Genomic DNA, 22,807 nt, shown 5'->3' on the forward strand with positions numbered 1-22,807 from the left:
ACTTGACTCATTATCTGAGTAAATTCTCACCATGAAATATTCTACTGCTCTGAGCTCTAATACTCTTTTCGCAAACATCGGAATAGTTTCATAAGCAATTCCATTTCTACGATATTTCAATAATACATCCATTCCAATTTCAGGCGTTTCTGAAGACAGATTTTGCATAGTAATATTCCCAACATACGAATTATCTGTTTTTAAAAATACAGATATATAAATTGCATCATCTTCAGGAAGTTTCTCCCAGACATACTCAGCAAATTCTTCATAATCTACATTACTCATCTTCGAGGAAGCTTTTGCAACAATAGAATTCTCTTGATATAGTTTCAAATAATTAGCTTTATCTTCCTCACATAAAGCTTTCAGAATATATTTATCATTCTGAACAAAAACTCCATCTTTTAAAAAGAAATCTGTTTTCTTCATTCTAACCCTTCTTTCCTATCTGAATAGTTTTATTCACTAACATCTTCCTCAACGTTCTTTCTCTTATGATCTACCATACTTTTCTTACAAAGCTTGCAGATAGTTCCATGCTCTGTTACCATCACAACCTTTGCCTTGGCAGTGTCACCGATCTTGTCATAAATTCTCCCGGCACTCATGCTTTCACCGATTACGGTATGAGTACTATTTGCTACATGACCAATGTCACCAAGGCCTTCCATCCTGACAACGATTGCTTCTTTATCATATTTGTTGTTCGGCTCTTTCTTTAGCTGTAAAGTTATTCCTGGCTTTAGAAATTCTTTACCGTAGTAATATTTGGTTCCTGTCAATGTAAAATAAATCTTTGCCATCGTATTTTCCCCCTTTAAAAATCATATTCATCCGGATCTAGTCCTGCGTCTTCCAGAGCTTCTCTTCTTTCTTCCGGATCCATCATTTCCAGTTCATCATAATCAAGACCTGCGTCACCGAAAACATCACTTTCGTCATAGTCAGAAGAGCGACTGTCTTCGCTTAACATCTCATCCATAAATTGGAACTGTGTTGCTCGTTCCCAGTTATCCAGTTTTCCATCACCATTGAAATCAAACATCTTGTCAAATCCAAACATCATACTTCCTCCTGGTTTTATCTTATAACTTTTGTTTTTTCATGTGGTCGCTTAGGCGGCGACTTAGTCTTCTAGGTACTCTCTGTAATCAGATTCATCTGCAAATAATCTGTAGCTTCCATTGATGTAACCCATATAACCATTATCTGTGTAATATCCTTTCATCATCGAGTACCTCACTTTCTTCAATTTCGTTTCGGTTTTATTTGATGTTATCAGTTTACAACAAATAGCTGTACAAAAATCCTGACAACCAAGATAACCGTTATTTTGGCGTATAAAAAAAGATCCAGAGAGAAATAATCTCCCCAGACCTTTAATCTCCTTGTTCGGGTAAAGACAATATATACTTCATATCTTCATACTATTTCCTGCTTCGTACCTGTACCATCTGCTGTTCCAAATACCTCGGCACCGGCTTCCCGGATCTTTTTGCAATAGCAATCTGTTTCTCATGAAGCTTCCTGATTACAGAAGTTCTTTTCTTCGGATGATTCGATTTTGGTTTCTGAACTTTTTCAACAGTCTTTTTCTGGTTATTGACTTGACCATCCACCATATCATAATTGGCTTCTGTCCCGGATTCATGGCTACGTTCATACATCCCGTTCTGGAAATATTTCTGATATAGTTCCATCTTTATCTGCAGCTGTTTCATTCTTTCCGAATACTTATTCTCAGGATGAATATATTCACGGATCTTCTGCTTGGCAGTTTCATCAAAACCTCTGATTCCGGTTTCTGCCACATATTTTCCGTAACTGTCGAGAATAATCCTCGCAGCCTGTTCCCGGAATTCCTGATGCTCCAGAAGATAAAACTGTTTTCCATCAATAATGATGTAGTCTGTGACCCTCCAGTTTCCGGAATAGCCATCAATCTTATAATCTTTGGTATCCACGGACAGAACGCTTCCTGTTGTACCCATACGGATGAATCCGCTGATTCTTCTGGGATGATCATCACTCAGATAAAAGCAGGAGATTTCTCCTTCCTGGTTAAGCACCAGCACATCACTGACTTCTGTTTTATTCCGGATCCGTTTCCAGATATCATTAGCAGTTTCATCCGGCCTCATTTCACCGATCATCATATGCCGGTAAAATTCTACACGAACAGCAAGATTCTGTTCCCGGACCTCGTTGTAGGATAGATGCCATAGCTTCCGCCCGGCAGTCATCTTATTGACACGATAAAGGGCAAATTGATTAATCTTCATACTCATCATCCTCCGATGCCAAGAGATATGAATCCAGATCCAGTGTATAATAATACTTGTCTTCAATCTGCTGCAGTTTCTCGATCAGCGAAGATACAATCTCAATCATTTCTTCATCGGATACATCCTCTTTTGTTTCTTCCAAAACATCCAGTGTTTCCTTTAATGCCTCTACGGTATCCTGTCTGGTTTTTTCGGCAAAGATCGCCATTACCATTAATTCATTTTCTTCAAATTTTACTGGTTTCATAAACTCATCGCCTCCCTTCTGTGCTGTGATTTTGTCTTCTGTCTTTCCGGTTTCTGTCTTTCTTCCGGCATTTTACTTTCTGTTTTTTCTCTTTCTTTCTGCCTTTTCTCAATGATCTTCTCTGCATCTGACAATGCTTTTTGAACCAGCCTGTTATCCCGGTATCCGGGAATAGAGTTGATGATTTCTTTTTGTAACGTCTTTCCCACATAAAGATCAAACATTCCCGCATAATCACTGTCATCTTCCAGATTAAAACCAATGCTTTTTATTCCATTCATCCGGCCGCCCGGTATCTGGTCAAAAATAGCAAAAGCCTGTTCCAGAGTCAGATCCTGATGAAATTCTCCCAGAACCGGAAATTCGGAACATTCTGCCACATAGAAACTGATGCGAGATTTATCCTCATCCGGATGCAGTGGAAGAGTAGTATCTTTTATTCCAATCATTTCCTGTCTCTGTTTTACAAAATCCGGCAGTTCAGTAAAACCAAAGCTGTCAACATAGAAAGCCCGGATATCACCATTTCTACTTGTAATAACTACATCACTGACTGACATGGAATGTCCTCTAAAATCAGCCGGATGATTCTGGTTAAATACACTGTAAAGAGTGTCCAAGTTATCCGATGGCTCAAGAATCCCGGAGTACACACACTGATAATCCGCTGCAGTTACTTCCATCCCATGATCTTTTACAAAATCCATGCCCATAAACTCATAAGGAACGTCTTTCGATTCCGTATTCAGCTGATAAAGGGCATATCTTTCTTCTCCCGCAAACATCAACTCTTCGGAAGTTTTTTCATATCGTTCCGGGTGCATTACCCGTTCCACTCTTTCCGCAGTGTCTGGATCTTCCAGGACAACACCTTCCAGCCATTCTTTTACATCATTCCATGAATCTGAAATCATTACACCACCGATTTCATGTGTACCATCCGGAAGGAAACGAAGATTGCCATCTGTACTTTCCAAATCATCAAAATGATATCCGGCAGCTTCCATAGCAGGTATCAATTTCTGTTTCTGCACTGATTCCAGGAGCTGCTTTTTCTCTGCAAACAGTTCCTGCAGGTTGTCGGATAATTCGTCGATCATTTCTCCTGCAGTCTTTCTGATCGTGTCCATAGATGTTTTTAATTCTTTCATATCACGCCCGCTGCTCCATCCGGCGATATACGGGAAACTGTATTCAGAAGTATCTACACCAAAGGCAGAGCAGACACAATAAGCGACAGATTCAGCTTCAACTTCTTTTGTCAGCCGATCCTTTTCAATGCCCTGTTCTGCCATCAGATCCTTATCATGGATTCTTGCATGTCCGGTTTCATGAATTGCTGTTTTAATGGTCTGGCTGTCGCTCATCCCTTTTTGAATTACGATTTCTTTATCGACCGAATGATAATATCCCTTTGCTTCGCCTTCGATCTCATCAAATCGGATCGGAACAGGAGAGACCTCTGTGATTGCTTTCATAAACAGCTCATAATCAGCAACCGCCTCTGTTAATTCCTCAGGAGCCAGTGTTTCAATGGGCTCTCCATCCGTCTGACTGATGTCGAAAACGGTCGTTGGCTTAAAACGCGGGATGATCACTTCAACTTCCTCTGTCTTTGGTTTTCCATTCCCGTCAAGAAGTGGCTTGTTATTTTGATCCAGAATTTCCTGTTCCCTTTTTCTCTTGATCGGAGCAGGAGCAAGGATCGTAATTCCTTTTTCCCCTTTTTTCACCTGTCTACCCATTGACTGCCAGTTTCGGTATCCGGTAACAAGGGTTGCATCCGGTCTCTGCATCGCAATCAAGAGTGTATTATTAAATGAATATCTGTGAAACTTCGACATGGTCTGCAGATACTGGGCATATTTATCACCGGTAAAAATATTCTCCACGCCAGTCTCCAAAGATTTCAGGATGCTGTTCATATCCTTTCCCGCAACCGGAAGTGGGATAGTAGCTGACTGAACTGCTTCAATATTATTTTCTCTGTTCATTTGAACTCCTTTCTAAAACCCCGCCGGTTTCTAATTCCGACGGGGCTTCTCATACACATATTTTTAAAGTGACATATCATTTGCTTTATGCTTCGGTTTATGTACCGGCTGAGACATATTTGCATCTTTCTTATCGGGCATTGTCTGTTCCTTTCCCTTTGCTTTCTGGCGTTCCTCAAAAGCTGTTGCCTTTTCAAAAATCTTGTCTCTGGTATCATAGTGATACACTTCATCTGCCAGCTTTTCTGCCGGTTGTACCTCTGTGTTATTTACAGCCATTACCATCGCTTTTAACTCATGAGAAGTCATCACTCCATCATCAGGAAGAACCAGCATTTCATGCACTGAAGAAGGTAATATATAATAATCGCCCTTAAATTGTTCTCCGATCAGATCCATATATCCAGGATAAAAGAGAACTGCAGCACCATCCATCGTCTGTTCATTTGTAACAATAGTAAGCGGGACTGCCATATCCTGAGACATATCTTTAATCATCATTTCAATTTCCTGTTCCGGAACACCTGCAGCCCTCATGTCATGTCTTGCCATATTCTCCAATACCGTATTCAAGGATTCTATATGGGCAGGAAATAATCTGGGACTGCTATTCAGTGCATCAATATGAAGCTGTTCTTTTGAAACACCAAAAAGTTTCATCATATCATTGTTCACAATCGAATATGCAATTCCTCCTGCTCCGGACTCAATTAACACATGATAAGTAATCGCCAGATTTTCCACTCTTGTATGCGGAACGTTAGACAACATTTCCTGATTTCGATCTGCATCCGATACTCTGATAAACAGATTATTTTTTGCAAAATCATAATCTGTGAGAAGCCCCATATGAACAGACATCGGGGTCATTTGTACCACCTCTGCCATCTGTTCCATAATCTGATCCAGATTAAATCGCCCCCTTTGTAACTGTTCATAGAACATATTCAGATTGATTGTCGGTGAAATATTCTGGTTCTCGTTTCTTACTGTCATTCCCAGATAACTTTCATTCAGCTTTTCATGGGGATAGAGATCAACAATGGCATTTTCATACTCCATCGGAAGATAATCTTTGATTGTTTCTTTTACGTTTGCTACAAATTTTTCAAATTCCATATTCTTCATCCTTTCCTGATTTCATTTTCTATTTCTTCTTGCCTTTTCCAGAAGGCTTTTTACTCGGAAATTCCAGGGAAAAATTCACACGATCTTCATTCGCATCCATGATCAGATCTGCTTCGAAATACATATTTTTCTTGACAGAATACAGATCCTTTACCCGGACTTTTCCACTTTTTAAAAGCTCGGCAGCCATGCGTTTATCAATGGTTTTCTGCATCCGCTCCAGATATTTTGTTTCCTTCCAAAGGGCAAATCGACATTCTCTGTTACTGCAGTAGAAGTTCTTTTTCCCTTCATAGACCAGACTTCCGCATACCGGACAAGTTCCGATGCTTTCCCTTGTCTGGAATCTTCTGGTTTCTTCCTCCGGAATCGTGTCACATCCATTCAGCATCATAGTGATCATATTCTTAATTCCGGTCATAAATCTGTCCGGGGTAATCTTGCCCTTTTCCATTTCAAGAAGCTGATTTTCCCATTCCGCTGTCATGCTGGCTGATTTCAAAAAGTCGGGCAGGATCTCAATCAGAACCTTTCCATCTTCTGTAGGAATGATCTGTTTTCCCTTACGGACGGCATACTGGGAATGTACCAGTTTTTCAATGATTCCTGCTCTGGTTGCCGGAGTACCCAGTCCCTTTTTCTCCGTATCCTCATCGAACTCCTTATTCCCGGCTGTCTCCATTGCTGCAAGCAGAGTATCTTCACTGTACTGTTTCGGTGGGGAAGTGAAATGCTCCAATTTATCAGCTGCCACATTGTAAAAGATCTGTCCGGGAGCCAGATTAGAAAACCGGTCTGTTTCCACATTTTCGAGATTTTCCATTGCCAGCCCTTCTTTGTTTTTGAAACACTCTTCATAAAGCTTCCATCCCATCTGCTTTACCGCTTTCTTTTTTGCAGAAAACAACTCGTTCTGGCACTTCACGGTAATATCGGTTTCTGTGAAAATATGATCTTTTTCAGTGGCTTCCACCATACGGACACAGATGAGGAACAATACCTTCTGTTCCCAATCCTTTAACTGTGACAGATCACAATCTGTTAATTCCACCGTTGGGATAATGGCATGATGATCGGACACCTTCTTGTTATTCAGGACAAGCTTGACATTTGGTTTCTCCGGCTGATCAAAGGGACCTGTCAGCTGATACTTTTCATGAATTCTCCGAATCACATTTCCTGCCGTTACCTCCATATCCTCTGTCAGATACTGGCTGTCAGTTCTAGGATAGGTGATCAGTTTCTGCTCATACAGAGACTGTGCTGCATTTAACGTCTGCTGGGCAGTCATACCATAATGTCGGTTCGCTTCCCTCTGCAAAGTAGTCAGATCATAAAGCTTCGGTGGTCTTACAGTCTTATCTGTTGAACGTATTTCTTCCACAACAGCATCGCTTCCCTGGCAAAGAACTCTCAGTTTTTCTGCTTCCTTTTCATCAAAGATTTTCTGTCTTTCTACCTGCAGACCATCCAGATCCAGTTCCACATTGAAATACTTTTCCTTTTGGAATGAGGAAACAGCTCTGTCCCTGTCTACCAGCATGGCAAGCGTCGGTGTCTGGACACGCCCCACAGTCAGCTTCTTATAATATTTACTGGTGTAAGCTCTGGTTGCGTTCATTCCTACCAGCCAGTCTGCCTGAGCTCTGCACACAGCAGCATCGGCAAGGTTTTCATATGCAGACGCATCTTTCATTTGAGAAAATCCCTCGCGGATGGCTTCATCTTCCATAGAACTGATCCACAGTCTTTTTACCGGTTTTCTGCTCCCTGAAAGATCATAGACTCTCTTGAAGATCAATTCTCCTTCCCGTCCTGCATCACAGGCATTTACTACATAGTCGATATCCGGACGGTTCAGCAGCTTCTTTAACACATAGAACTGATCCTTCTTATCCTTTGACACTGCCAGTTTCCACTCCTGTGGAATAATGGGCAGATCCTCATAGTTCCATCTGCTGAATTTCTCGTCATAGGCATCCGGAGCCACATATTCAGCAAGATGTCCAAGACACCAGCTGACGATACAATCCTTTCCTTCCAGATATCCGTCTTCACGTTTCTGTGCGCCGATCACATCCGCAATGGATCTGGCTACGCTTGGTTTTTCTGTAATTACTAAATACATATTCTTACAACTCCTTTCACTTATATGGGAGCTGCGTTGCCCTTATACAACATCAGCTCCCACCTTTTTGGATTTATTCCTGTGATTCGACTTTCTCTTCCGGATTGTCTGATTCCTCATCCTCATTGATGGTCTCCAGCCCGTCATCCATTTCCAGACCTTCATTTTCAGAATCATCATCTTCCTGCTTCGGTTTGTAGATCTTGAAGTAGTAATAGCCTGCAATACCCGCTACAGCCAGAAGAAGGATCACAAACAGACCAGAATTTGTTGTAGCTTTATCCTGTTTGTCTTCCTGTGTTTCTTCTTCAACAGCCACACTGCTCTCCGTATCGTCTGTATGCTCGTCCTCCAGGACTACAGAAGGGGCAGTCTCTAAAGTCTGCTGCTGATCCTCATCCAGAAATTCTTTAAGGTCATTTTCATCAATCTGAGACAGCATGTACACGTTGTTCGTTGTTGCCGCCCGGTCAATTACGATATAAAATGTATTGTTATTCTTTGTTTTAATCGTCAGAAATTCCTTACTGGAATCATCGGTAATGTCATCCCTTACCTCTCCGTTACCAGGAACAGAGAACGGATCGCCATTTTCCTCGGTATGAGTATCCTCAACCACCGGTTCCTCCGTTTCTGTTGTTGATTCCTCCTGAGCTGCCTCTGTGCCCTGATCCACATACGCAAAAGCAGTAGCCTGACTGCCAAAAAGCATCATAGCTGCTGTCAAAAGCACCACCAGTTTTTTATTCAGTTTCTTCCATTTCACCATATTCATTTTCCTCACTTTCTCTTTTTTCTTCCTGAACAACAAAGGAGCCAGATTCTTCTTCTGACTCCCCGCTCGCTACAAATGATATCGTTCCATCCTGGATTCCGTTTAGCAGGTCAAATAATTCCTGCCCTTTTAATTTCATTCCACGGATGCTTTTGATCATTTCGTTATTTTCTTCCTCTTTCAGCGCTGACCGGACACCTTTCAGATACATTTCCAGATCAGCAATTTTCTTTTCGGTCTTTTCAATCTCATCCAGATACTTTTTAATCTTCCGATTCAAATTTTCACCTTCCTTCTTTTTTATTATTAAGGCAGCCTTCCAAAGCACATAAAATGCTGCTGCCAGTAGGATGTATTGATATTCGCATACTGGATCGGATCCCCGCAGTGAATCATCATTCCATTGCCAACATAAATTCCCACATGGCTGGCACCGCTAGTATTATAGGTTCCCTGGAAAAAGATGAGATCTCCCGGCTTTGCCTGAGACGGTGGAACATAAGTACAGAGACCGCGAAGCCCATCTGCTGTCCGACGTCCATAATTCCATCCATTTCCACAATGATTGACTACCCAGGATACAAACCCGGAACAGTCAAAACTGGTACTCGGTGAAGATCCGCCCCATACATAGGGATATCCCAGATATTTTTCTGCTTCCCGGATCATTCTTGCAAAACGTTCATCCGACAGTGCTTCCGGCGGGATCTCATAGCTCATGCCGCCTCCGGCTCCGGTGATTCGGTTTACATCCCACAAATAATCCCGGTTGCCCAGTGTGGTATTCAATGCATCGTACAGGATTTCCTGTTCCTCTGTCAGATTTGCTCTTGCCACTGCGTCAAAATTTGTATTCGTGAGAGTGACATAGAGGACTCTCTGAGTAGTAGTGGTAGTAACCTCCACCTCCCGGCTGCCATTATCATCTGCCAGAAATGCTTCCCATGTCTGATGACCGTGGGCACTGGCTGCGGAATGGCTGTCATAATACACGTCAAAAGCAACCCCATACCTGGCAAAATTCCCTGTATCCTCAACGGTATATTCCACACCATTCATGATCACTTTCGTTCCCATAGGCACGATCGGATTATTTGCGTCTACCGCAATCGTATGATTGGCTGTCGGGTATGCACCGCTGGCTGTTGGTCCGCCGGACCATCTTCCACAACAAATGGAGCAGTTACAATATCCGCTGGTTACCACATTTCCCAGGGATTCTCCCACACGTACTGTTCTCGTTTCTGTGACAGTTTCCGTCCTTCCATGGGTTGACAGATGATACTGTGCCTGAAACAGATCCTGTAATTCATCCTTTACATCGTCATAGGTATATCCACCATACTTTGCGGTCAGGTATGAAGTCAGATGATACGGATTATGCCCGATTTCGCTGACATTGTACTGATAGGAATCGTAATCCGGATAAGAGGATTCCATGTTGTTGATCTGACGGTTTAATGCTTCTTCCATAGCAGCATAAGCATTTTCTGCAGCATAGATATCCGCATCGGTGCTGGGATAGGTTGTCATACCGATCACGGAAGCTCCACCCTGAATCGAAGCACTGCAGCTTCCCAGAGAGACTGCAATCAGCATAAAAATGAGCGAAAAAATACCGATACCAAGAAACACGGTACGGTTTCGCCTTACGATTTCTTTTAAAGCAATCTTGGCTTTTACCGTCATGTTCTCGACACCGGCAATCGTTGTTGCTCCCCCGAGACTTCCTGCTGTTTTTCCAGCTCTGGCAGCCCGGTAGGCATCTTTATATTTTTTTCTCTGGAAGAAGCGGTTTAGCAAACGCTTCTTTTCTGCATTTTGCACTGAATCCCTGGCAGTTCGGTCTGCTGCTTCCTTCGCAGCATCAAACTTCAATCTGGAAGCCTCCGGAGCATCCAGATTCATCCCTTTTCTGTGTGCTTTCACATCACTTCTCTGGCTTCTTAACTGTGCTCTGCGCAGACTGTGGGCTGCTTCATCAGCAGCTGCAATCACTGCACCGGAACCATCTACAGCAGCATTATCATCTCCATCCTCTGTTATCTGATTTCTGGCATATAGTGCCGCACCGGCTGCTACCTTTCGACCCATTCCTGTTCCGGCTCCGTGGATCATGCCGGATCCTTCATCACCAAAAGAAAGCCTACCCGATTTTTCCTGTTCTTCTGTCAGTCTCTTTCGAGCACGTTTCTTCTTTACTTGATCTTTCTGATCCGAGATACCGGATACTTCCGGAATCTGTTCCTGAGAATGAAGCTTTCCCTGGTACCGGCTGTCCTTTTTTTCTATGATTCTTTCACTGCTTGCTTTTGAAAAAGTTCTTGCAGGTCTTTCTTCAGATGCAATATCCGAAGACATTCTTAATTCCTGCACATACCTTCTCATGCGTCGGTTATCAGTTCTTCCAGAACTGTCCGACAACCTTTTGCCAGGAGCCGCATTTTTCTCATCCCGCTCCTTACTGTCAAGTTCAGGTTCATTCCGGCTTTTCTGGCCGATTTTCTTCACAGAACCTTCCCGGAGTGTTTCTTCCGTCAGACCTTCTCTTGTCATTTTAGAATAGATCTTGTCTTTCGCTATATATTCCTTTCCTGCCAATCATTCACCTTCTTTCATTCTCAATTTGTTTACCAATCACAACCATCCGCCCGTTTTTATGGGAATACTCACAGGTTGACAGTGTGATCAGCTTATCTCCATACCGGGCTGTATAACCTGTGTCGTAATATGACCGTTTTTTACATTCTTTGACAAATTCCAGATAATCCTCAGCATTTTCTGCCTTGGTAAAAGAGTAGTATTCAAAATCATGCCCGGTATACACCGGAATAGCAAAGGCTGCTATGACCTGATACTGTTCCTTCCCATGAAGTGTGCTGTACTGGATGATCGGATGTTCCTGATAGAATTCTTCTGACTTATAACGATCCAGAGCTGCAAACACTTTTCCTGAACTCATATGATGACCATAGATAATCAGGTTGTCTGCATCTTCCGGATCACAAAGTTCTGAGAGAAATGGTGTCCCACTCACATCGTATTCTTTCTCAAAATTTCTTCGGAGATAGAAGTTCTTTTCCTCCGGATGATACATGACCGGATAATCGATTGCTGTCCCTTCAATCTTTATCCATCCAATGCAGTCCGGATTCTTTTCATGTAAAGCCAGAAGGCCAGAATCAACAATAGCAGAAGGATTACTGTCTCCCTCAGCATCATCTTTTTTATCATTGGTTTCCTGTTCTTCATGGATTTGTCGAATAGAGTCGAATCCTGTTTCGCTTTTTCGATCTTCCAGATACATTCCCATCAGAAAATAGAGGCTGATGGAGAGAAGGATAATGGAAACTACAAACAGAATCCTCGATATCCATTTTCTCATTTTCTTTCTGCCTCCAGTTTCTTTCGTTCCTCGACTTCCTCCGGTTTTGTTGTCATCAAGGAATACAGTTTCAGACTCTTATCGAACTTATCCTTGAATGGAATGATGATATTTCCATAGAAAAGGAGACCTTCGCCTTCCCCGGAATTTGTTACATAGGATAACTGATACGGTGAAATGTTCAACTGTTTCGCCAGAATCTGCCTGTCGCCTGCAGCTTGATTCAGCATCAGGATAAAATCACTGTTTTCAAAGATATTTTCAATCTCCCGGCTGGCCAGAAGATCTTTGATGTTCTGCGTGATTCCTGTTGGAATTCCACCCCATTTACGAAATCTCTTCCAGATTTCCACAGAATAAGCTGCGGTCTGTTCCTCTTTCAGAAGAAGATGGAATTCATCGATATAGTATCTGGTAGATTTCTGTGAGCCCCGGTTAATGGTAACACGGTTCCATACCTGATCCTGGACAATGAGCATTCCCAGTTTTTTCAACTGTTTACCCAGCTCCTTGATGTCGAAGCAGACAATCCGATTATTCAGTTCCACATTTGTCTGATGGTTAAACACTTTCAGAGAACCATTAACGTAGATTTCCAGTGCTGTTGCAATACGCTGGGCCTGGGGCTCTTTCTGCTTCCTCAGGCAGTCATACAGATCTCCCAGTACCGGCATATTTTCCGGTTTCGGATCTGCAAAATATTTCTGATATACAAGGGGCAGACACCGGTCGATCACTGACTTTTCCTCTGCCTCAATACCATTTCTGGTTCCCATGATCAGCTCACACAACGACAGGACAAAATCTGACTTCACACCCAGCGGATTATCATCATCGGAATAATCCATATTGATATCCATGGGATTAATATAATCCTTGCTGGTCGGAGAAATGTGGATAACCTGACCGCCGAGGGCATGGACCAGTGGATAATATTCTCCCTCCGGATCTCCGATGATAATATCGTCATTTGTCACGAAAAATGCATTGGTGATTTCTCTCTTAGCCGCAAAAGATTTTCCGGATCCAGGTGTACCGAGAATCAGCCCATTCGGGTTTTTCAGCTTCTTTCGATCTACCATAATCATATTGTTGCTGAGGGCATTCAGTCCGTAATAAAGGGATTCTCCGCCCATGAACAATTCCTGTGTTGTGAAAGGAACAAAAATAGCAGTGCTGGTAGTCGTCAGTGCCCTTTTGATCGGCACATGATTGACACCAAGCGGAACACTGCTCATCAGCCCTTCCTCCTGTTGATAATCCAGACGCCTTAACACACAGTTATATTTCTGAGCGATACCGGCAGTCTGGAATACTGCATTTTCCAGATCCTGTTTACTTTTTGCTGTATTCAAAAAGAGCGCAGTTACCAGGAACATACGCTCATTTCGTGACTGCAGATCTTCCAGAAGTCTCTTTGCCTCGCCGCCATACGTATTCAGGTCTGACGGGATGATGTCCATATCATATCCGGAACGAACTGCCTTTTTCTGTTCTTCAATTTTCATACGGTTGATATCTGTCACCTTGCTTTTTACAAGCTTGATGGCTTTCATCTGATCTACCGACTGCACATGAAGGTTTACGATCAGATCCTTATCCATATCCAGAAACTCTGCCAGCATTTTATCCGTAAGCTCCGGAGCCAGAATCTGCAGATAGGAGACTGCGCCAATCGTTATCCCCATCTGGAATGTCTTCCCTTCTTTAAATACAAAGCTGGTCGGTGCCACATAGTCCTTTGTACTGAGACCGGTCCGGATCATGGATCCATAATCAAACTGGAAATCGGCACTGGCATCCGGATTAAATGTTTCATACATAATCTGAAGCCGCTCCACACCATTCAGGGGATATGCCGGTACACCTAGCACCTTGAAATTATTCAGGATATCCGACTCGATACGTTCCAGCTTCGGTTTCGCCAGCTTGATATTCTCCGCTTCGATAGAAAACGTGATATATTTTGACTTTACCAGACCGTTATTACCCTTTGCCAGTTGATTTTTAAGCATCTGTGCATATTCCATGCGGACATCATCAAACTCATCATGCTGAGGCCGGATACGGATCACATTCTCAAATTCCTTCATATTACTTTTGTGATTGATAAAGCTCAGCTGGAAATGGATGCTGCTGTCAAAATAGTTGAGGAAATCACACCAGTTTTCAAAAATAGCATTCTTATCCTCATTCTGTGCCAGCTGATAGTTGATATCATAAAACCGGATACATTTAGAATATGTATTCCCCTGTACCCGGCAGATCCCATCCTTTCCCATCTCTTTGTATCGGATCGTCTTTTGTACCGAAAGCCGCTTTTCTTCTTTTTTCTTTGACTTTTTGGTGCTGTTATTTTTTCTTTTTGCCACCTGTCTTTCCTCCCTTCTTTCCTCTGACTGCATTTTTCGAACCGATTGTTTCCGGATTCGATTCATAATAATTCTCTGTTTCATAGGTTCTGACCGGTGGCCGGAACACTTTTACATTCAGGATGTGCAAAATCACATCCTCGAGATGCATCCCATCTTTTTCATACATGGCAAACATAAATGCCGGCAACATTAGAATCACCATAACGGTAGCCGCATTTGACATTCCAAGTATTCCTCTTGTGAGAAAATAAAACGGAATACCAATCGCTGCACCGATACCTATGCAGATGATCTGTCTCTTTGTCAGATTAAAAGCCACTTTGTTTTTTACTTTTGTCAAATCCTTTGGAACACTGACATATGCCATGGTTTATCTCTCCTTCCTGTGATTAATTTAATGGGCATTAAAAATGGACTTGCTCAGGGATCCTGTCTTAAACAAACTAAAACACAGGATGACTGTATAAGCCATTACGCCAAATAATGAAGAACTCAGATTATCTGAATACTGGATACCCGCTACCAGCACAGCATAGATAGCGACGCAAACCATCATCAGAAATGCCTGGAATGCCAGGGCAAAGAGTCCTCTGAAATAATTGGTTCCGATCTGTCCCCACTCTCTGTTGCTCATTGTGGCGAACGGAATCGGCGCGACCGAAGTATAAAGGTAAATCTCAATCATACGTCCATATAGAATTACGGTGATCAATACGGACATGATTCTCATACAGAAGCTGACGATCAGGGTTTCCAATGCCAATACTACTAATTCTCCAATCTCCATGGCTTCCAATGTAGCCTCCAGATCGGTCAATGCCGAACTGATATCAATGGCTGTACTGCCTGTGACCACACCGGATGCAGCATTTACTACATGCTGACCTACATCAAAAACAGCCATTGTAATCGTAAAAGTATTGCTTACCAGATACACTGCGATCCACATCTTCACAAAGTATTTGAAGAACATCCATGTATCAATATCATGCATGTTATTACGCTCAGTAAGCATGGAAATCAGTTCATAGCAGAGCACAAACGTAATGATGATACCTGCAATCGGTAAAATTACCGAATTGGACAGGTTCTGGATCATACTGAATATGCTGCCATTCCATCCCTGGGGAGTCTGTCCAACCTGGCTTGCAATCTCACCAGTTTTCTGATTGACATCAGTAAACATCTGATCCAGGTTGGAATTGATCATCCCTGTCAGGAGTTCCCTCATCCATTCTTCGATCGCATCAAAAATCTGATCGAACATGGATAACTACTCCTTTCTCTTAACCAAACAGTCCACTAAGAAGCGGAATTAACTGAGTACCGATGAGGATTACACCACCACCGCTCATAAGCTGTTTGATTCCCTGAGACTTTGCCCCCGGATTGTCATTTCCATAACCTTCCATCAGGTTGATGACACCCCAGACTCCAAGGCCGGCCCCGATGGCAACTACCAGTGTCTGCAAAATATTAATTGCGCTCGTAAAAAATCCCATATATTTTTTCCTCCTTCATTTGATTTTTCTTTTCTTCTTTCTTTTTCCGGTGTTCCTATCTCCCCAGGAACAGGGCGATCTGTTTCTTATCCTCATACAAACCTCCATCAAACAAAAAAATCCGCTCCCTATGGAACGGTTCTCAATACTGTCTGCTTCCTATTTCTTTACAGGCTCCACAAGCAGGAGCAGATATGCCATATGAGTTGTCAACTCTGCCATTTCATCATCGAATAAAAATGTCGAAGCTACCACCTCTCCTGCGGCATATCGGTTGTCACATCTGGACCGGAGCTTATCAATCAGCTCACCAAAATATGCTTTACACTTTTCCGTGGGGATCAATGCTGTAATCTTCTCCATATGGAGGATAAACGGAATATAATCCTCTTCAATAGAAGTAAATTCAAATACAAAGAGGGATTCACTTCTCCCCCTGCGTCTCATTGGTCTAATCCACATATCGTTCTCCTTCCTCAGCCTCTATGGCTGCAATGTCTTCTTTCGTTATTTCGTATTCATGCATTTCAAATGCTGTATCCCTGGAAATAACCAGCTTGTGTTCCAGATACTTTTCGATATCGAACTCATTTTTCCTGTTGTAATCAGAAAGTTCCTTATACCTTCTGTGCTTCGTAATATCATATTTGTCACTGAAAAACGGACGAACACCCCGAAGCTGCAGGATACACTTATTGCCATCCATGACTGCCAGCTCATCCCGGCTCATCAGATCTTTTCCTGTCTTCTGATAATTCAGTCCATAGGAGCGGTTATTCCCTCTGGTATCTGATGTGTTATACAGATCAATGGTCTCTTTTCCCAGTGTCTCGGATATCTCCTTTAGGGTAGAACTTTCTTTTCCACCAAGAAATAAGACCGTATCACAGTTGCCTATGATGGTTTCTGCCGCATCCTTATAGATTGTTTTTAGCTGGGACTGTGACTGCAAAATAATAGAAGCCGATATTTCGCGGCTTCGGATCGTAGCAATCAGCTTGTCGAATTTTGGAATCTGCCCGATATTACTGAACTCATCCAGCAACAGACGGACATGATAAGGCAATCTTCCTCCATGCTCATCATCTGCTTTATCGCAAAGCAGATTGAAAAGCTGGGTGTACATGATAGCAACAATAAAGTTGAAGGTGTCATCTGTATCACTGATAATGACAAACATGGCTGTCTTCTGGTCTCCCAGCATGTCAAGCTCCATCTCATCGTATCGTGTCAGCTCCCGAAGCTCTGCAATATCAAATGGCGCTAACCTGGCACCACAGCTAATTAAGATAGATTTGGCAGTTTTTCCGGCTGCCAGCTTATATTTGCGGTACTGGCGTACTGCAAAATGTTCCGGATTCTCCGCTTCCAGTTCCTCAAACAGTTCATCCACAGCATTTTTGAATTCTTCATCCTCTTCTCTGGTTTCACTGGCATTGATAAATTCCAGCAGGGTAGAGAAGTTCTGTTCTTCCTCCGGAGCTTCATACCAGATGTATCCGATCAGGGCGGTGTACAGAAGACGTTCCGCTTTTATCCAGAAATCCTCAGCTGCTTTTTCACCTTCTCCTTTCGTATTTGCAATGATCGTATTGACCAGTTTCAGAATGTCTTTCTCACTCCGAATATAATGGAATGGGTTGTAATGCATGGACTTTTTGAAGTTTATCGTATTCAGCACTTTGATCCGGTAACCATGTCTGACCAGCATAGTGCCGCATTCCACAATGATCGTACCTTTTGGATCTGTAACCACATAAGATACGTTATCCGGCATCTGCATAAGATTGGGTTTTACATAGAATCGTGTCTTACCGGATCCGGATCCACCGATGACGATCACATTTTTGTTTCTTGCGAACTTCGGAAGTTTCGGTCGGCTGTTCATGGTCAGTCTTTCCGTCTGCGTCAGGATGATATTATTTTCGAATACCGGATCAATGAATGGCTCAATGTCTTTTTCATTTCCCCATCTTGCAGAACCGTATTCTTCGCCCTGCCGGAACTTTTTTGCATTTTTCCCTTTCATGTACACAACACAGCGGAGAAGTAACGCCCCGATGATACCGGCTAAAAGATCCCGGATGTGGAAGCTTGGTATCCACGACTGGAAAGCAACTGGAAGATTCATCAGCATAACACCAAGCTTTTGAACCACAGTTCCGCCGATACAGTGCCGGTAAAGCCATGCACATTTCTCTACCACATAGAAAGCGATGAGATAGGGAATATTCATTGCAACCAGCTTTTTAACACTGACCTTTGATAAGCTTTGCCGGATTGCTATTTCCAGCTTTCCCGGACTTCTGGCTTTTGGTTTCTTTTTACTCATCGCTGCTGTCCCCTCACTTTCTGTTTCACTTTTTCTCTCTGGCGGTGTTTAACGTTCATCTTCTGCACAGACTTCTGCAGTTTCTTCCGCACAGAAGGCTTTTTTGATTTCTTCATGGAAACTCCTGCATATTCCTTAAATGCAGCTGTCATTACATCCACATCCTTCGCCTTAAAGAACACCAGATACCTTTGTGGTGTCACACTGTCATCCCTTTTCAGGCTGTAATCAATGCCATATTTCCGGGCAACCCGGTCAAAGGATTTGATATTCTGGTTTGTGATCTGAATATTGGTCAGCTGCGCTCCCTGTTCCTGCAGCTGCTTGATTGTCTGCTTGCCATGGGGCTTTTTCTTTTCCTGTCTTTGTTTTTCTTTTTCAATTCCACGCTCCCTGGCCTGACCCTGCTTTTCTGCCTGTTTGATCTGCGATGATTTCTGGCCTTCACGCTCTAACTCCATAAGAAACTTTCTCATGGCGGCTTTTACCATAGAAGCAGTAATCCTGGCTCCCTGTACACTGAGCGTAATAATCTTCTCATTTACCTCTTCCTGCATTTATCCACCTTCCTTCTCAATCAGGGGAAGAATTCCCTGTTCTTTTAAAAACTCATATAAAAATCTTCTGCCTTTCTGCGTCCATTCTGTCTGGATCCTTACGACCGGACCGGTGCGGTTTGGGTACATATAGATTGTCCTGCTCTGGACATAACCCTTCCCAGCATAATCAGCATATAACACCCATTGGTCATTAACTTTATACTGGATTCTCATATCATGAAGAAGCCGGTTAAATGAAACCGCGCTGTACCCATAATCTTTTGCAATCTGTGTGACCAGAACAGATGAGGGGGAATTCATAATCAGATCCAGATAAGCAGCTTTCGGTGCCATATCTTCCAGAAGCATCTGCTGTTTGATTAGCTGGTCGCCAAGCTCCGTACATTGTTCCTGCAGCTTTGCAATCTGGGTATTCGCCAGCTGTAATGCCCTTGCCATCACCTGTTCCGGCTGATTCCATGCTTTTTCCAGTTCCAGAAAATACTGGCGGTACAGTTTTCCTTTTTCATTCCGAAGAAGCATACAGATATGCTTTGCCATATCCACCGTAATATAATGGTCAACACTGCATCTGCCTCCGGTACTTTTATTCATTTTTGGATAAAAGTCCTGGCCACTCACAAAACCAAGGGAAATAATACGGTCGATCCAGACACTGTACTGTGTCTTAATACCCAGAGCCTCATACAGTTCTCTGGCACAGATTAAGGGACGGTCATTTTTAACTTCCACTCGCAGCATCGGTATCATAGCATCCGCCTCCCTTTTTCCCGCGCATTTCTTTTTGGAGTTTTGCAATACAGTATCCGATACAGGGTGTATGTTTCCCATAGGGGCAGGTTTTGCAGTTCCCTTCCTCATAATCATTTGGCTCCTTCTTTTCCTCCGGCATCAGGTAATAACATTCCGGCAGAATACAACCTTTGTTTTTGCCCTGCCACCAGTAGCAGTAGTCACAAGACTTTGGCTTGTCTTCCAGATACTTTCTTCCATCAATCTTTGCTCCCGGTAATATCGTTTCTTTTCTTCCCATGTTTTTCCTCATCTTTCTGAAATGCATTAAGGGCATTCATGGATCTCCTTTCCGATTTCCACAAATGCCCTTATGCTTCTGGTTCGTCATTATTTTGTTTCTAAGTTACTATTTACGCTTTCTTCTGATTCCAAAAGCGACTCCAAGACCACCGGCACCGATACCGAGCAGAAGCAGCCACAATTTCATGTTGCGTTCATCCCCTGTTTTCGGTGTATCAGCCTGAACAGCCGGTTTTGCTTCATCCACCATTGTTACATGCTGAACCTCTCCGGTATCCTTCACTTCAAATTCCACATCATTTGCTACCAGATATCCATCCGGTGCAGTTTCTTCACGAAGTGTATATTTTCCGATCGGGAGCATTTCAATATAATGTGCTTTTTTTGTGGAAGTCCAGCTTTCCACAACCTTTCCATCCTTGTCCAGGATCGTAAGTTTAGCACCAGGAAGTTCCTTCCCTGCAATATCCTGTTTAGAGATTTCCACTTTTGTCACATCATCCTTCATCTGATGCTTCTGAATCTCAGCAGTATTCTCTACGGTAAACTCTATACTTTCTGCTGTCACGTATCCATCTGCAGGCTGCGTTTCTATCAGAGTGTATTTCTTACCTACTACCAGCTCTTTGATCACATGAGCTTCTTCTGTAGAAGTCCACTCATCAACAGTGTTTCCATCCTCATCTACCAGTTTCAGCTTACATCCCGGTATTTCTTTTCCACCAGTCAGATCAGTCTTCGTAATCTCAACCGTTGTTGCTTCATCCTCAAAAGTAAGATCGACAACAACAGAATCTTCATTTTCACCGGCATAGGAAACAGTAAATTCCTGTACTTCCTCTGCATTTACAAATCCGGCTGGCGCATAGAGTTCTTTCACATAATATTCAGCATCGATTGGAAGATCAGCAACAAAAGTAATTTTGCCTTCGGCATCGGTTGATTTCAGCTCGATGATCTCATCTGCTTCAATCAGCACCTTTCCGGTAGTAGAGGATTTGATATCTTCTTTGGCATAAATACCAAATACGCTGCCTTCCAGTACACGATCCTGATCCTTTTCTTTTTTCAGTACATTAATGATTACTCTCTGACGGTGATTCTGCCAGTCATCATTGTAAGTAACTACCGGTGTATTCTGATCCACATAGCTCAGATCTACATGGCGGATCTCTGAATCCAGTACATATCCGTGGGCTGTTCCAACTTCTTTGACATAGTATTTACCCAGTGGAAGATCTGTCAATTTTGCAATGCCGGTTTCATCTGTAGTGATCGTTGCCACCAGATCATCCGCCTTATAATAATCTTCACTGACACCATCTGCTGCTTTGATATCCTCCTCTGCATACACCTCAAAAGTAACATCTGTCAGACTGCCGGTAATATAATGGAAAATATGTTCCACCACACCTTTGATCTGATCCACAAGAGATACATCATCCAGAAATTCTCCCTTTTTATTCAGAATCAGTTCTGCAACCGGCACTTCGTCTTTCATTTCCACTCTCTGGATTTCTGCAATATCTTCAATCGTAAAAGTGATATCATTTGCAACAAGGTATCCATACGGAGCAAATTCTTCGCGAAGTATATAGGTCTCTCCAACGGTCAGACGTTTGATCACATGGGGTTCGTCTTTGGAAGATTCCCAGCTGTCGATGATATTTCCATCCTGGTCAAGTACCTGCAGGTACGCACCATCCAGTTCTTCGCCTGTGGTGATATCGGACTTCGTGATTTCCACAACTGTCGGCTCGTTTTTCTTAACTGCTTTCAACTCAACGGTCTGAATTTCCTGTCCCTGATAAGAAGCATCAAAGCTCAGAATCTCATCAGAAGAAACAAAACCGGCAGGAGCATGAAGCTCTTTCACATAATACTGTCCGAGAGGCAGATCCAGTGTACATTTTGCCTGACCATTTTCATCGGAAGTCATCTCCTGAAGCAGGGTATCTGCTTTTACGATTACCTGGCCATCTTTATTGATGATATCTTCTGTATTGTAGATTCCGAAGACAGCACCCGGTACGACATTTCCATTATCTGCATCCTGTTTCTCGACAGAAATCGACACTTTCTGTCTTTCATTGGTGAAGGACACCTGGTCAAATACAACCGGGGTATTCTGATCTGCATATACAAAAGCAGTTTTCTCACTCTTCTCATTATGAACGAAGCCTTCCGGCGCTTCGGATTCTTTTACATAGTATTCGCCAAGAGGAAGATTCTTCACATAAGCAAATCCTTCATCATCTGTAGTGATCTCTGCCACAAGGGCATCCTTTGCATAATACAAGGTACGGTTTCCATTTTCATCCACCTGATGATCGGCAGTATAAATATCTTCTGCAGCATATACTTCAAATGTAACGCCTTTCAGTCCACACAGCTCATACTGGAAATCATAATCATAACCGGTAAGAAGTTCGCCCTGTTTGAAAATGGTCAGTTCACCCTTAACCGGGTGGTTCTCATATTCCACTTCAATAATGGCATCTTCGCTGGTCGGATCGATCATATAGGCTGTGTTAGTATCTACAGATACCGTTACATAAGCAGAAGACTGTGTATATCCCTCCGGTGCAGTCACTTCTTCGATTCTGTAATTTCCGATCTTCAAATTGTTCGGAAGGATCAGATATCCATTCGCATCGGTAAAATATGATTTGTGAACTTTGGTAGAAGGATAAGTAGTAACCTGCTCGACATATTTCTGATGATCCAGATCATATACTTTAAATTCTGTATTTGCCAGAAGCACACTCTTCTTTGTTTCATCATCTTTCTTGATGATCTTCAGCTTTGCCTCAAATTCCTTATCTAGAAGCACACGCCATACCTGCGGAGTGTCTGGGTGATTCTCATTGATTGTAACGATAAAATCATCCACCGGTTCATAGTTGTGTTTACTGGTTGTCTCTTTTACCACGTATGTTCCATACGGAAGTGGAATAGAGCAGGCATAACCCTTTTCATCTGTAAACATCTCTGTTTTTCCATCTGCTGTGATAACAACTGGATTCGCAGAAGAGAAATCATAAGACCCATCTGCTTT

Annotated in this window: 22 protein-coding genes; all 22 read right to left on the reverse strand. The window is 42.7% G+C overall.

The window, feature by feature from the left end:
• Window positions 1-432, reverse strand: a 432-nt coding sequence (locus WMO25_RS03575; protein WP_349084093.1) for a GNAT family N-acetyltransferase, incomplete at its 3' end; no start/stop codon positions are given.
• 29 nt (window positions 433-461) lie between these two features.
• Window positions 462-806: an HIRAN domain-containing protein gene (locus tag WMO25_RS03580; RefSeq protein ID WP_235232820.1), complete on the reverse strand. Its 345-nt coding sequence runs from the start codon at window positions 804-806 to the stop codon at window positions 462-464.
• 14 nt (window positions 807-820) lie between these two features.
• Window positions 821-1,069 carry a hypothetical protein gene (locus tag WMO25_RS03585; RefSeq protein ID WP_235232819.1) on the reverse strand — a complete coding sequence of 83 codons (249 nt, stop codon included), beginning with the start codon at window positions 1,067-1,069 and terminating at the stop codon, window positions 821-823.
• Between the two features lie 361 nt (window positions 1,070-1,430).
• Entirely contained in the window at window positions 1,431-2,285 is an 855-nt protein-coding gene (locus WMO25_RS03590; RefSeq protein WP_235417216.1) for a DUF4316 domain-containing protein, read from the reverse strand.
• Complete coding sequence (locus WMO25_RS03595; protein ID WP_235417209.1) at window positions 2,275-2,535, reverse strand: transposon-transfer assisting family protein; 261 nt, start codon at window positions 2,533-2,535, stop codon at window positions 2,275-2,277. Before WMO25_RS03595 ends, WMO25_RS03590 begins: the two co-directional genes overlap by 11 nt.
• On the reverse strand, window positions 2,532-4,529 hold the full coding sequence (locus WMO25_RS03600) for a YodL domain-containing protein (protein ID WP_349084095.1): 1,998 nt from the start codon (window positions 4,527-4,529) through the stop codon (window positions 2,532-2,534). Before WMO25_RS03600 ends, WMO25_RS03595 begins: the two co-directional genes overlap by 4 nt.
• Window positions 4,530-4,592: 63 nt before the next feature.
• Entirely contained in the window at window positions 4,593-5,648 is a 1,056-nt protein-coding gene (locus WMO25_RS03605) for a DUF5688 family protein (protein ID WP_349084097.1), read from the reverse strand.
• A 28-nt stretch (window positions 5,649-5,676) separates the two neighbouring features.
• The gene (locus tag WMO25_RS03610) at window positions 5,677-7,785 is read right to left on the reverse strand and encodes a DNA topoisomerase 3 (RefSeq protein WP_349084099.1); all 2,109 of its coding nucleotides are present in this window, start codon (window positions 7,783-7,785) and stop codon (window positions 5,677-5,679) included.
• Window positions 7,786-7,858: 73 nt separating this feature from the next.
• On the reverse strand, window positions 7,859-8,560 hold the full coding sequence (locus WMO25_RS03615) for a CD1107 family mobile element protein (protein WP_349084105.1): 702 nt from the start codon (window positions 8,558-8,560) through the stop codon (window positions 7,859-7,861).
• Window positions 8,529-8,840, reverse strand: coding sequence for a DUF4315 family protein (locus WMO25_RS03620; RefSeq protein ID WP_154432961.1), 312 nt, complete (start codon window positions 8,838-8,840; stop codon window positions 8,529-8,531). The genes WMO25_RS03615 and WMO25_RS03620 overlap by 32 nt, the downstream gene beginning before the upstream one ends.
• A 26-nt stretch (window positions 8,841-8,866) precedes the next feature.
• Window positions 8,867-11,161: a C40 family peptidase gene (locus WMO25_RS03625; RefSeq protein ID WP_435384297.1), complete on the reverse strand. Its 2,295-nt coding sequence runs from the start codon at window positions 11,159-11,161 to the stop codon at window positions 8,867-8,869.
• A 4-nt stretch (window positions 11,162-11,165) separates the two neighbouring features.
• Window positions 11,166-11,945 carry a class B sortase gene (gene srtB, locus WMO25_RS03630; RefSeq protein ID WP_349084101.1) on the reverse strand — a complete coding sequence of 260 codons (780 nt, stop codon included), beginning with the start codon at window positions 11,943-11,945 and terminating at the stop codon, window positions 11,166-11,168.
• Window positions 11,942-14,350, reverse strand: a complete 2,409-nt coding sequence (locus WMO25_RS03635; RefSeq protein ID WP_235417362.1) for a VirB4-like conjugal transfer ATPase, CD1110 family — start codon at window positions 14,348-14,350, stop codon at window positions 11,942-11,944. Before WMO25_RS03635 ends, srtB begins: the two co-directional genes overlap by 4 nt.
• The gene (locus WMO25_RS03640) at window positions 14,298-14,687 is read right to left on the reverse strand and encodes a PrgI family protein (protein ID WP_235417170.1); all 390 of its coding nucleotides are present in this window, start codon (window positions 14,685-14,687) and stop codon (window positions 14,298-14,300) included. Before WMO25_RS03640 ends, WMO25_RS03635 begins: the two co-directional genes overlap by 53 nt.
• A 27-nt stretch (window positions 14,688-14,714) precedes the next feature.
• On the reverse strand, window positions 14,715-15,587 hold the full coding sequence (locus tag WMO25_RS03645; RefSeq protein WP_154432965.1) for a VirB6/TrbL-like conjugal transfer protein, CD1112 family: 873 nt from the start codon (window positions 15,585-15,587) through the stop codon (window positions 14,715-14,717).
• Window positions 15,588-15,606: 19 nt separating this feature from the next.
• The gene (locus WMO25_RS03650) at window positions 15,607-15,822 is read right to left on the reverse strand and encodes a Maff2 family mobile element protein (RefSeq protein WP_154580940.1); all 216 of its coding nucleotides are present in this window, start codon (window positions 15,820-15,822) and stop codon (window positions 15,607-15,609) included.
• 159 nt (window positions 15,823-15,981) lie between these two features.
• Window positions 15,982-16,284 (reverse strand): hypothetical protein, encoded by a 303-nt coding sequence (locus tag WMO25_RS03655; protein WP_154433127.1) that lies wholly within the window; start codon window positions 16,282-16,284, stop codon window positions 15,982-15,984.
• Window positions 16,274-18,058 carry a VirD4-like conjugal transfer protein, CD1115 family gene (locus tag WMO25_RS03660; RefSeq protein ID WP_349084106.1) on the reverse strand — a complete coding sequence of 595 codons (1,785 nt, stop codon included), beginning with the start codon at window positions 18,056-18,058 and terminating at the stop codon, window positions 16,274-16,276. Before WMO25_RS03660 ends, WMO25_RS03655 begins: the two co-directional genes overlap by 11 nt.
• A 92-nt stretch (window positions 18,059-18,150) precedes the next feature.
• A complete protein-coding gene (locus tag WMO25_RS03665; RefSeq protein ID WP_154433125.1) occupies window positions 18,151-18,711 on the reverse strand; it encodes a PcfB family protein in 561 nt (186 codons plus the stop codon).
• Window positions 18,712-19,464 (reverse strand): phage antirepressor KilAC domain-containing protein, encoded by a 753-nt coding sequence (locus tag WMO25_RS03670; protein ID WP_349084103.1) that lies wholly within the window; start codon window positions 19,462-19,464, stop codon window positions 18,712-18,714. It abuts the gene before it with no gap.
• The gene (locus WMO25_RS03675) at window positions 19,436-19,747 is read right to left on the reverse strand and encodes a hypothetical protein (RefSeq protein ID WP_235396639.1); all 312 of its coding nucleotides are present in this window, start codon (window positions 19,745-19,747) and stop codon (window positions 19,436-19,438) included. Before WMO25_RS03675 ends, WMO25_RS03670 begins: the two co-directional genes overlap by 29 nt.
• Before the next feature lie 108 nt (window positions 19,748-19,855).
• Window positions 19,856-22,807 (reverse strand): SpaA isopeptide-forming pilin-related protein (locus tag WMO25_RS03680; protein WP_349084104.1); only part of this gene is annotated, 2,952 nt, incomplete at its 5' end.

This window comes from Coprococcus intestinihominis, from assembly GCF_040096555.1.
In the GTDB taxonomy this organism is placed as follows: domain Bacteria; phylum Bacillota; class Clostridia; order Lachnospirales; family Lachnospiraceae; genus Coprococcus_A; species Coprococcus_A intestinihominis.

Coding starts and splice junctions, on each gene's coding strand:
- WMO25_RS03580 (WP_235232820.1), bottom strand. CDS start 806: ATGGCAAAGATTTATTTTACATTGACAGGAACCAAATATTACTACGGT.
- WMO25_RS03600 (WP_349084095.1), bottom strand. CDS start 4,529: ATGAACAGAGAAAATAATATTGAAGCAGTTCAGTCAGCTACTATCCCA.
- WMO25_RS03590 (WP_235417216.1), bottom strand. CDS start 2,285: ATGAAGATTAATCAATTTGCCCTTTATCGTGTCAATAAGATGACTGCC.
- WMO25_RS03650 (WP_154580940.1), bottom strand. CDS start 15,822: ATGGGATTTTTTACGAGCGCAATTAATATTTTGCAGACACTGGTAGTT.
- WMO25_RS03605 (WP_349084097.1), bottom strand. CDS start 5,648: ATGGAATTTGAAAAATTTGTAGCAAACGTAAAAGAAACAATCAAAGAT.
- WMO25_RS03615 (WP_349084105.1), bottom strand. CDS start 8,560: ATGAATATGGTGAAATGGAAGAAACTGAATAAAAAACTGGTGGTGCTT.
- WMO25_RS03670 (WP_349084103.1), bottom strand. CDS start 19,464: ATGATACCGATGCTGCGAGTGGAAGTTAAAAATGACCGTCCCTTAATC.
- WMO25_RS03655 (WP_154433127.1), bottom strand. CDS start 16,284: ATGTGGATTAGACCAATGAGACGCAGGGGGAGAAGTGAATCCCTCTTT.
- WMO25_RS03665 (WP_154433125.1), bottom strand. CDS start 18,711: ATGCAGGAAGAGGTAAATGAGAAGATTATTACGCTCAGTGTACAGGGA.
- WMO25_RS03595 (WP_235417209.1), bottom strand. CDS start 2,535: ATGAAACCAGTAAAATTTGAAGAAAATGAATTAATGGTAATGGCGATC.
- WMO25_RS03640 (WP_235417170.1), bottom strand. CDS start 14,687: ATGGCATATGTCAGTGTTCCAAAGGATTTGACAAAAGTAAAAAACAAA.
- WMO25_RS03585 (WP_235232819.1), bottom strand. CDS start 1,069: ATGATGTTTGGATTTGACAAGATGTTTGATTTCAATGGTGATGGAAAA.
- WMO25_RS03610 (WP_349084099.1), bottom strand. CDS start 7,785: ATGTATTTAGTAATTACAGAAAAACCAAGCGTAGCCAGATCCATTGCG.
- WMO25_RS03675 (WP_235396639.1), bottom strand. CDS start 19,747: ATGGGAAGAAAAGAAACGATATTACCGGGAGCAAAGATTGATGGAAGA.
- WMO25_RS03645 (WP_154432965.1), bottom strand. CDS start 15,587: ATGTTCGATCAGATTTTTGATGCGATCGAAGAATGGATGAGGGAACTC.
- srtB (WP_349084101.1), bottom strand. CDS start 11,945: ATGAGAAAATGGATATCGAGGATTCTGTTTGTAGTTTCCATTATCCTT.
- WMO25_RS03660 (WP_349084106.1), bottom strand. CDS start 18,058: ATGAATATTCCCTATCTCATCGCTTTCTATGTGGTAGAGAAATGTGCA.
- WMO25_RS03635 (WP_235417362.1), bottom strand. CDS start 14,350: ATGCAGTCAGAGGAAAGAAGGGAGGAAAGACAGGTGGCAAAAAGAAAA.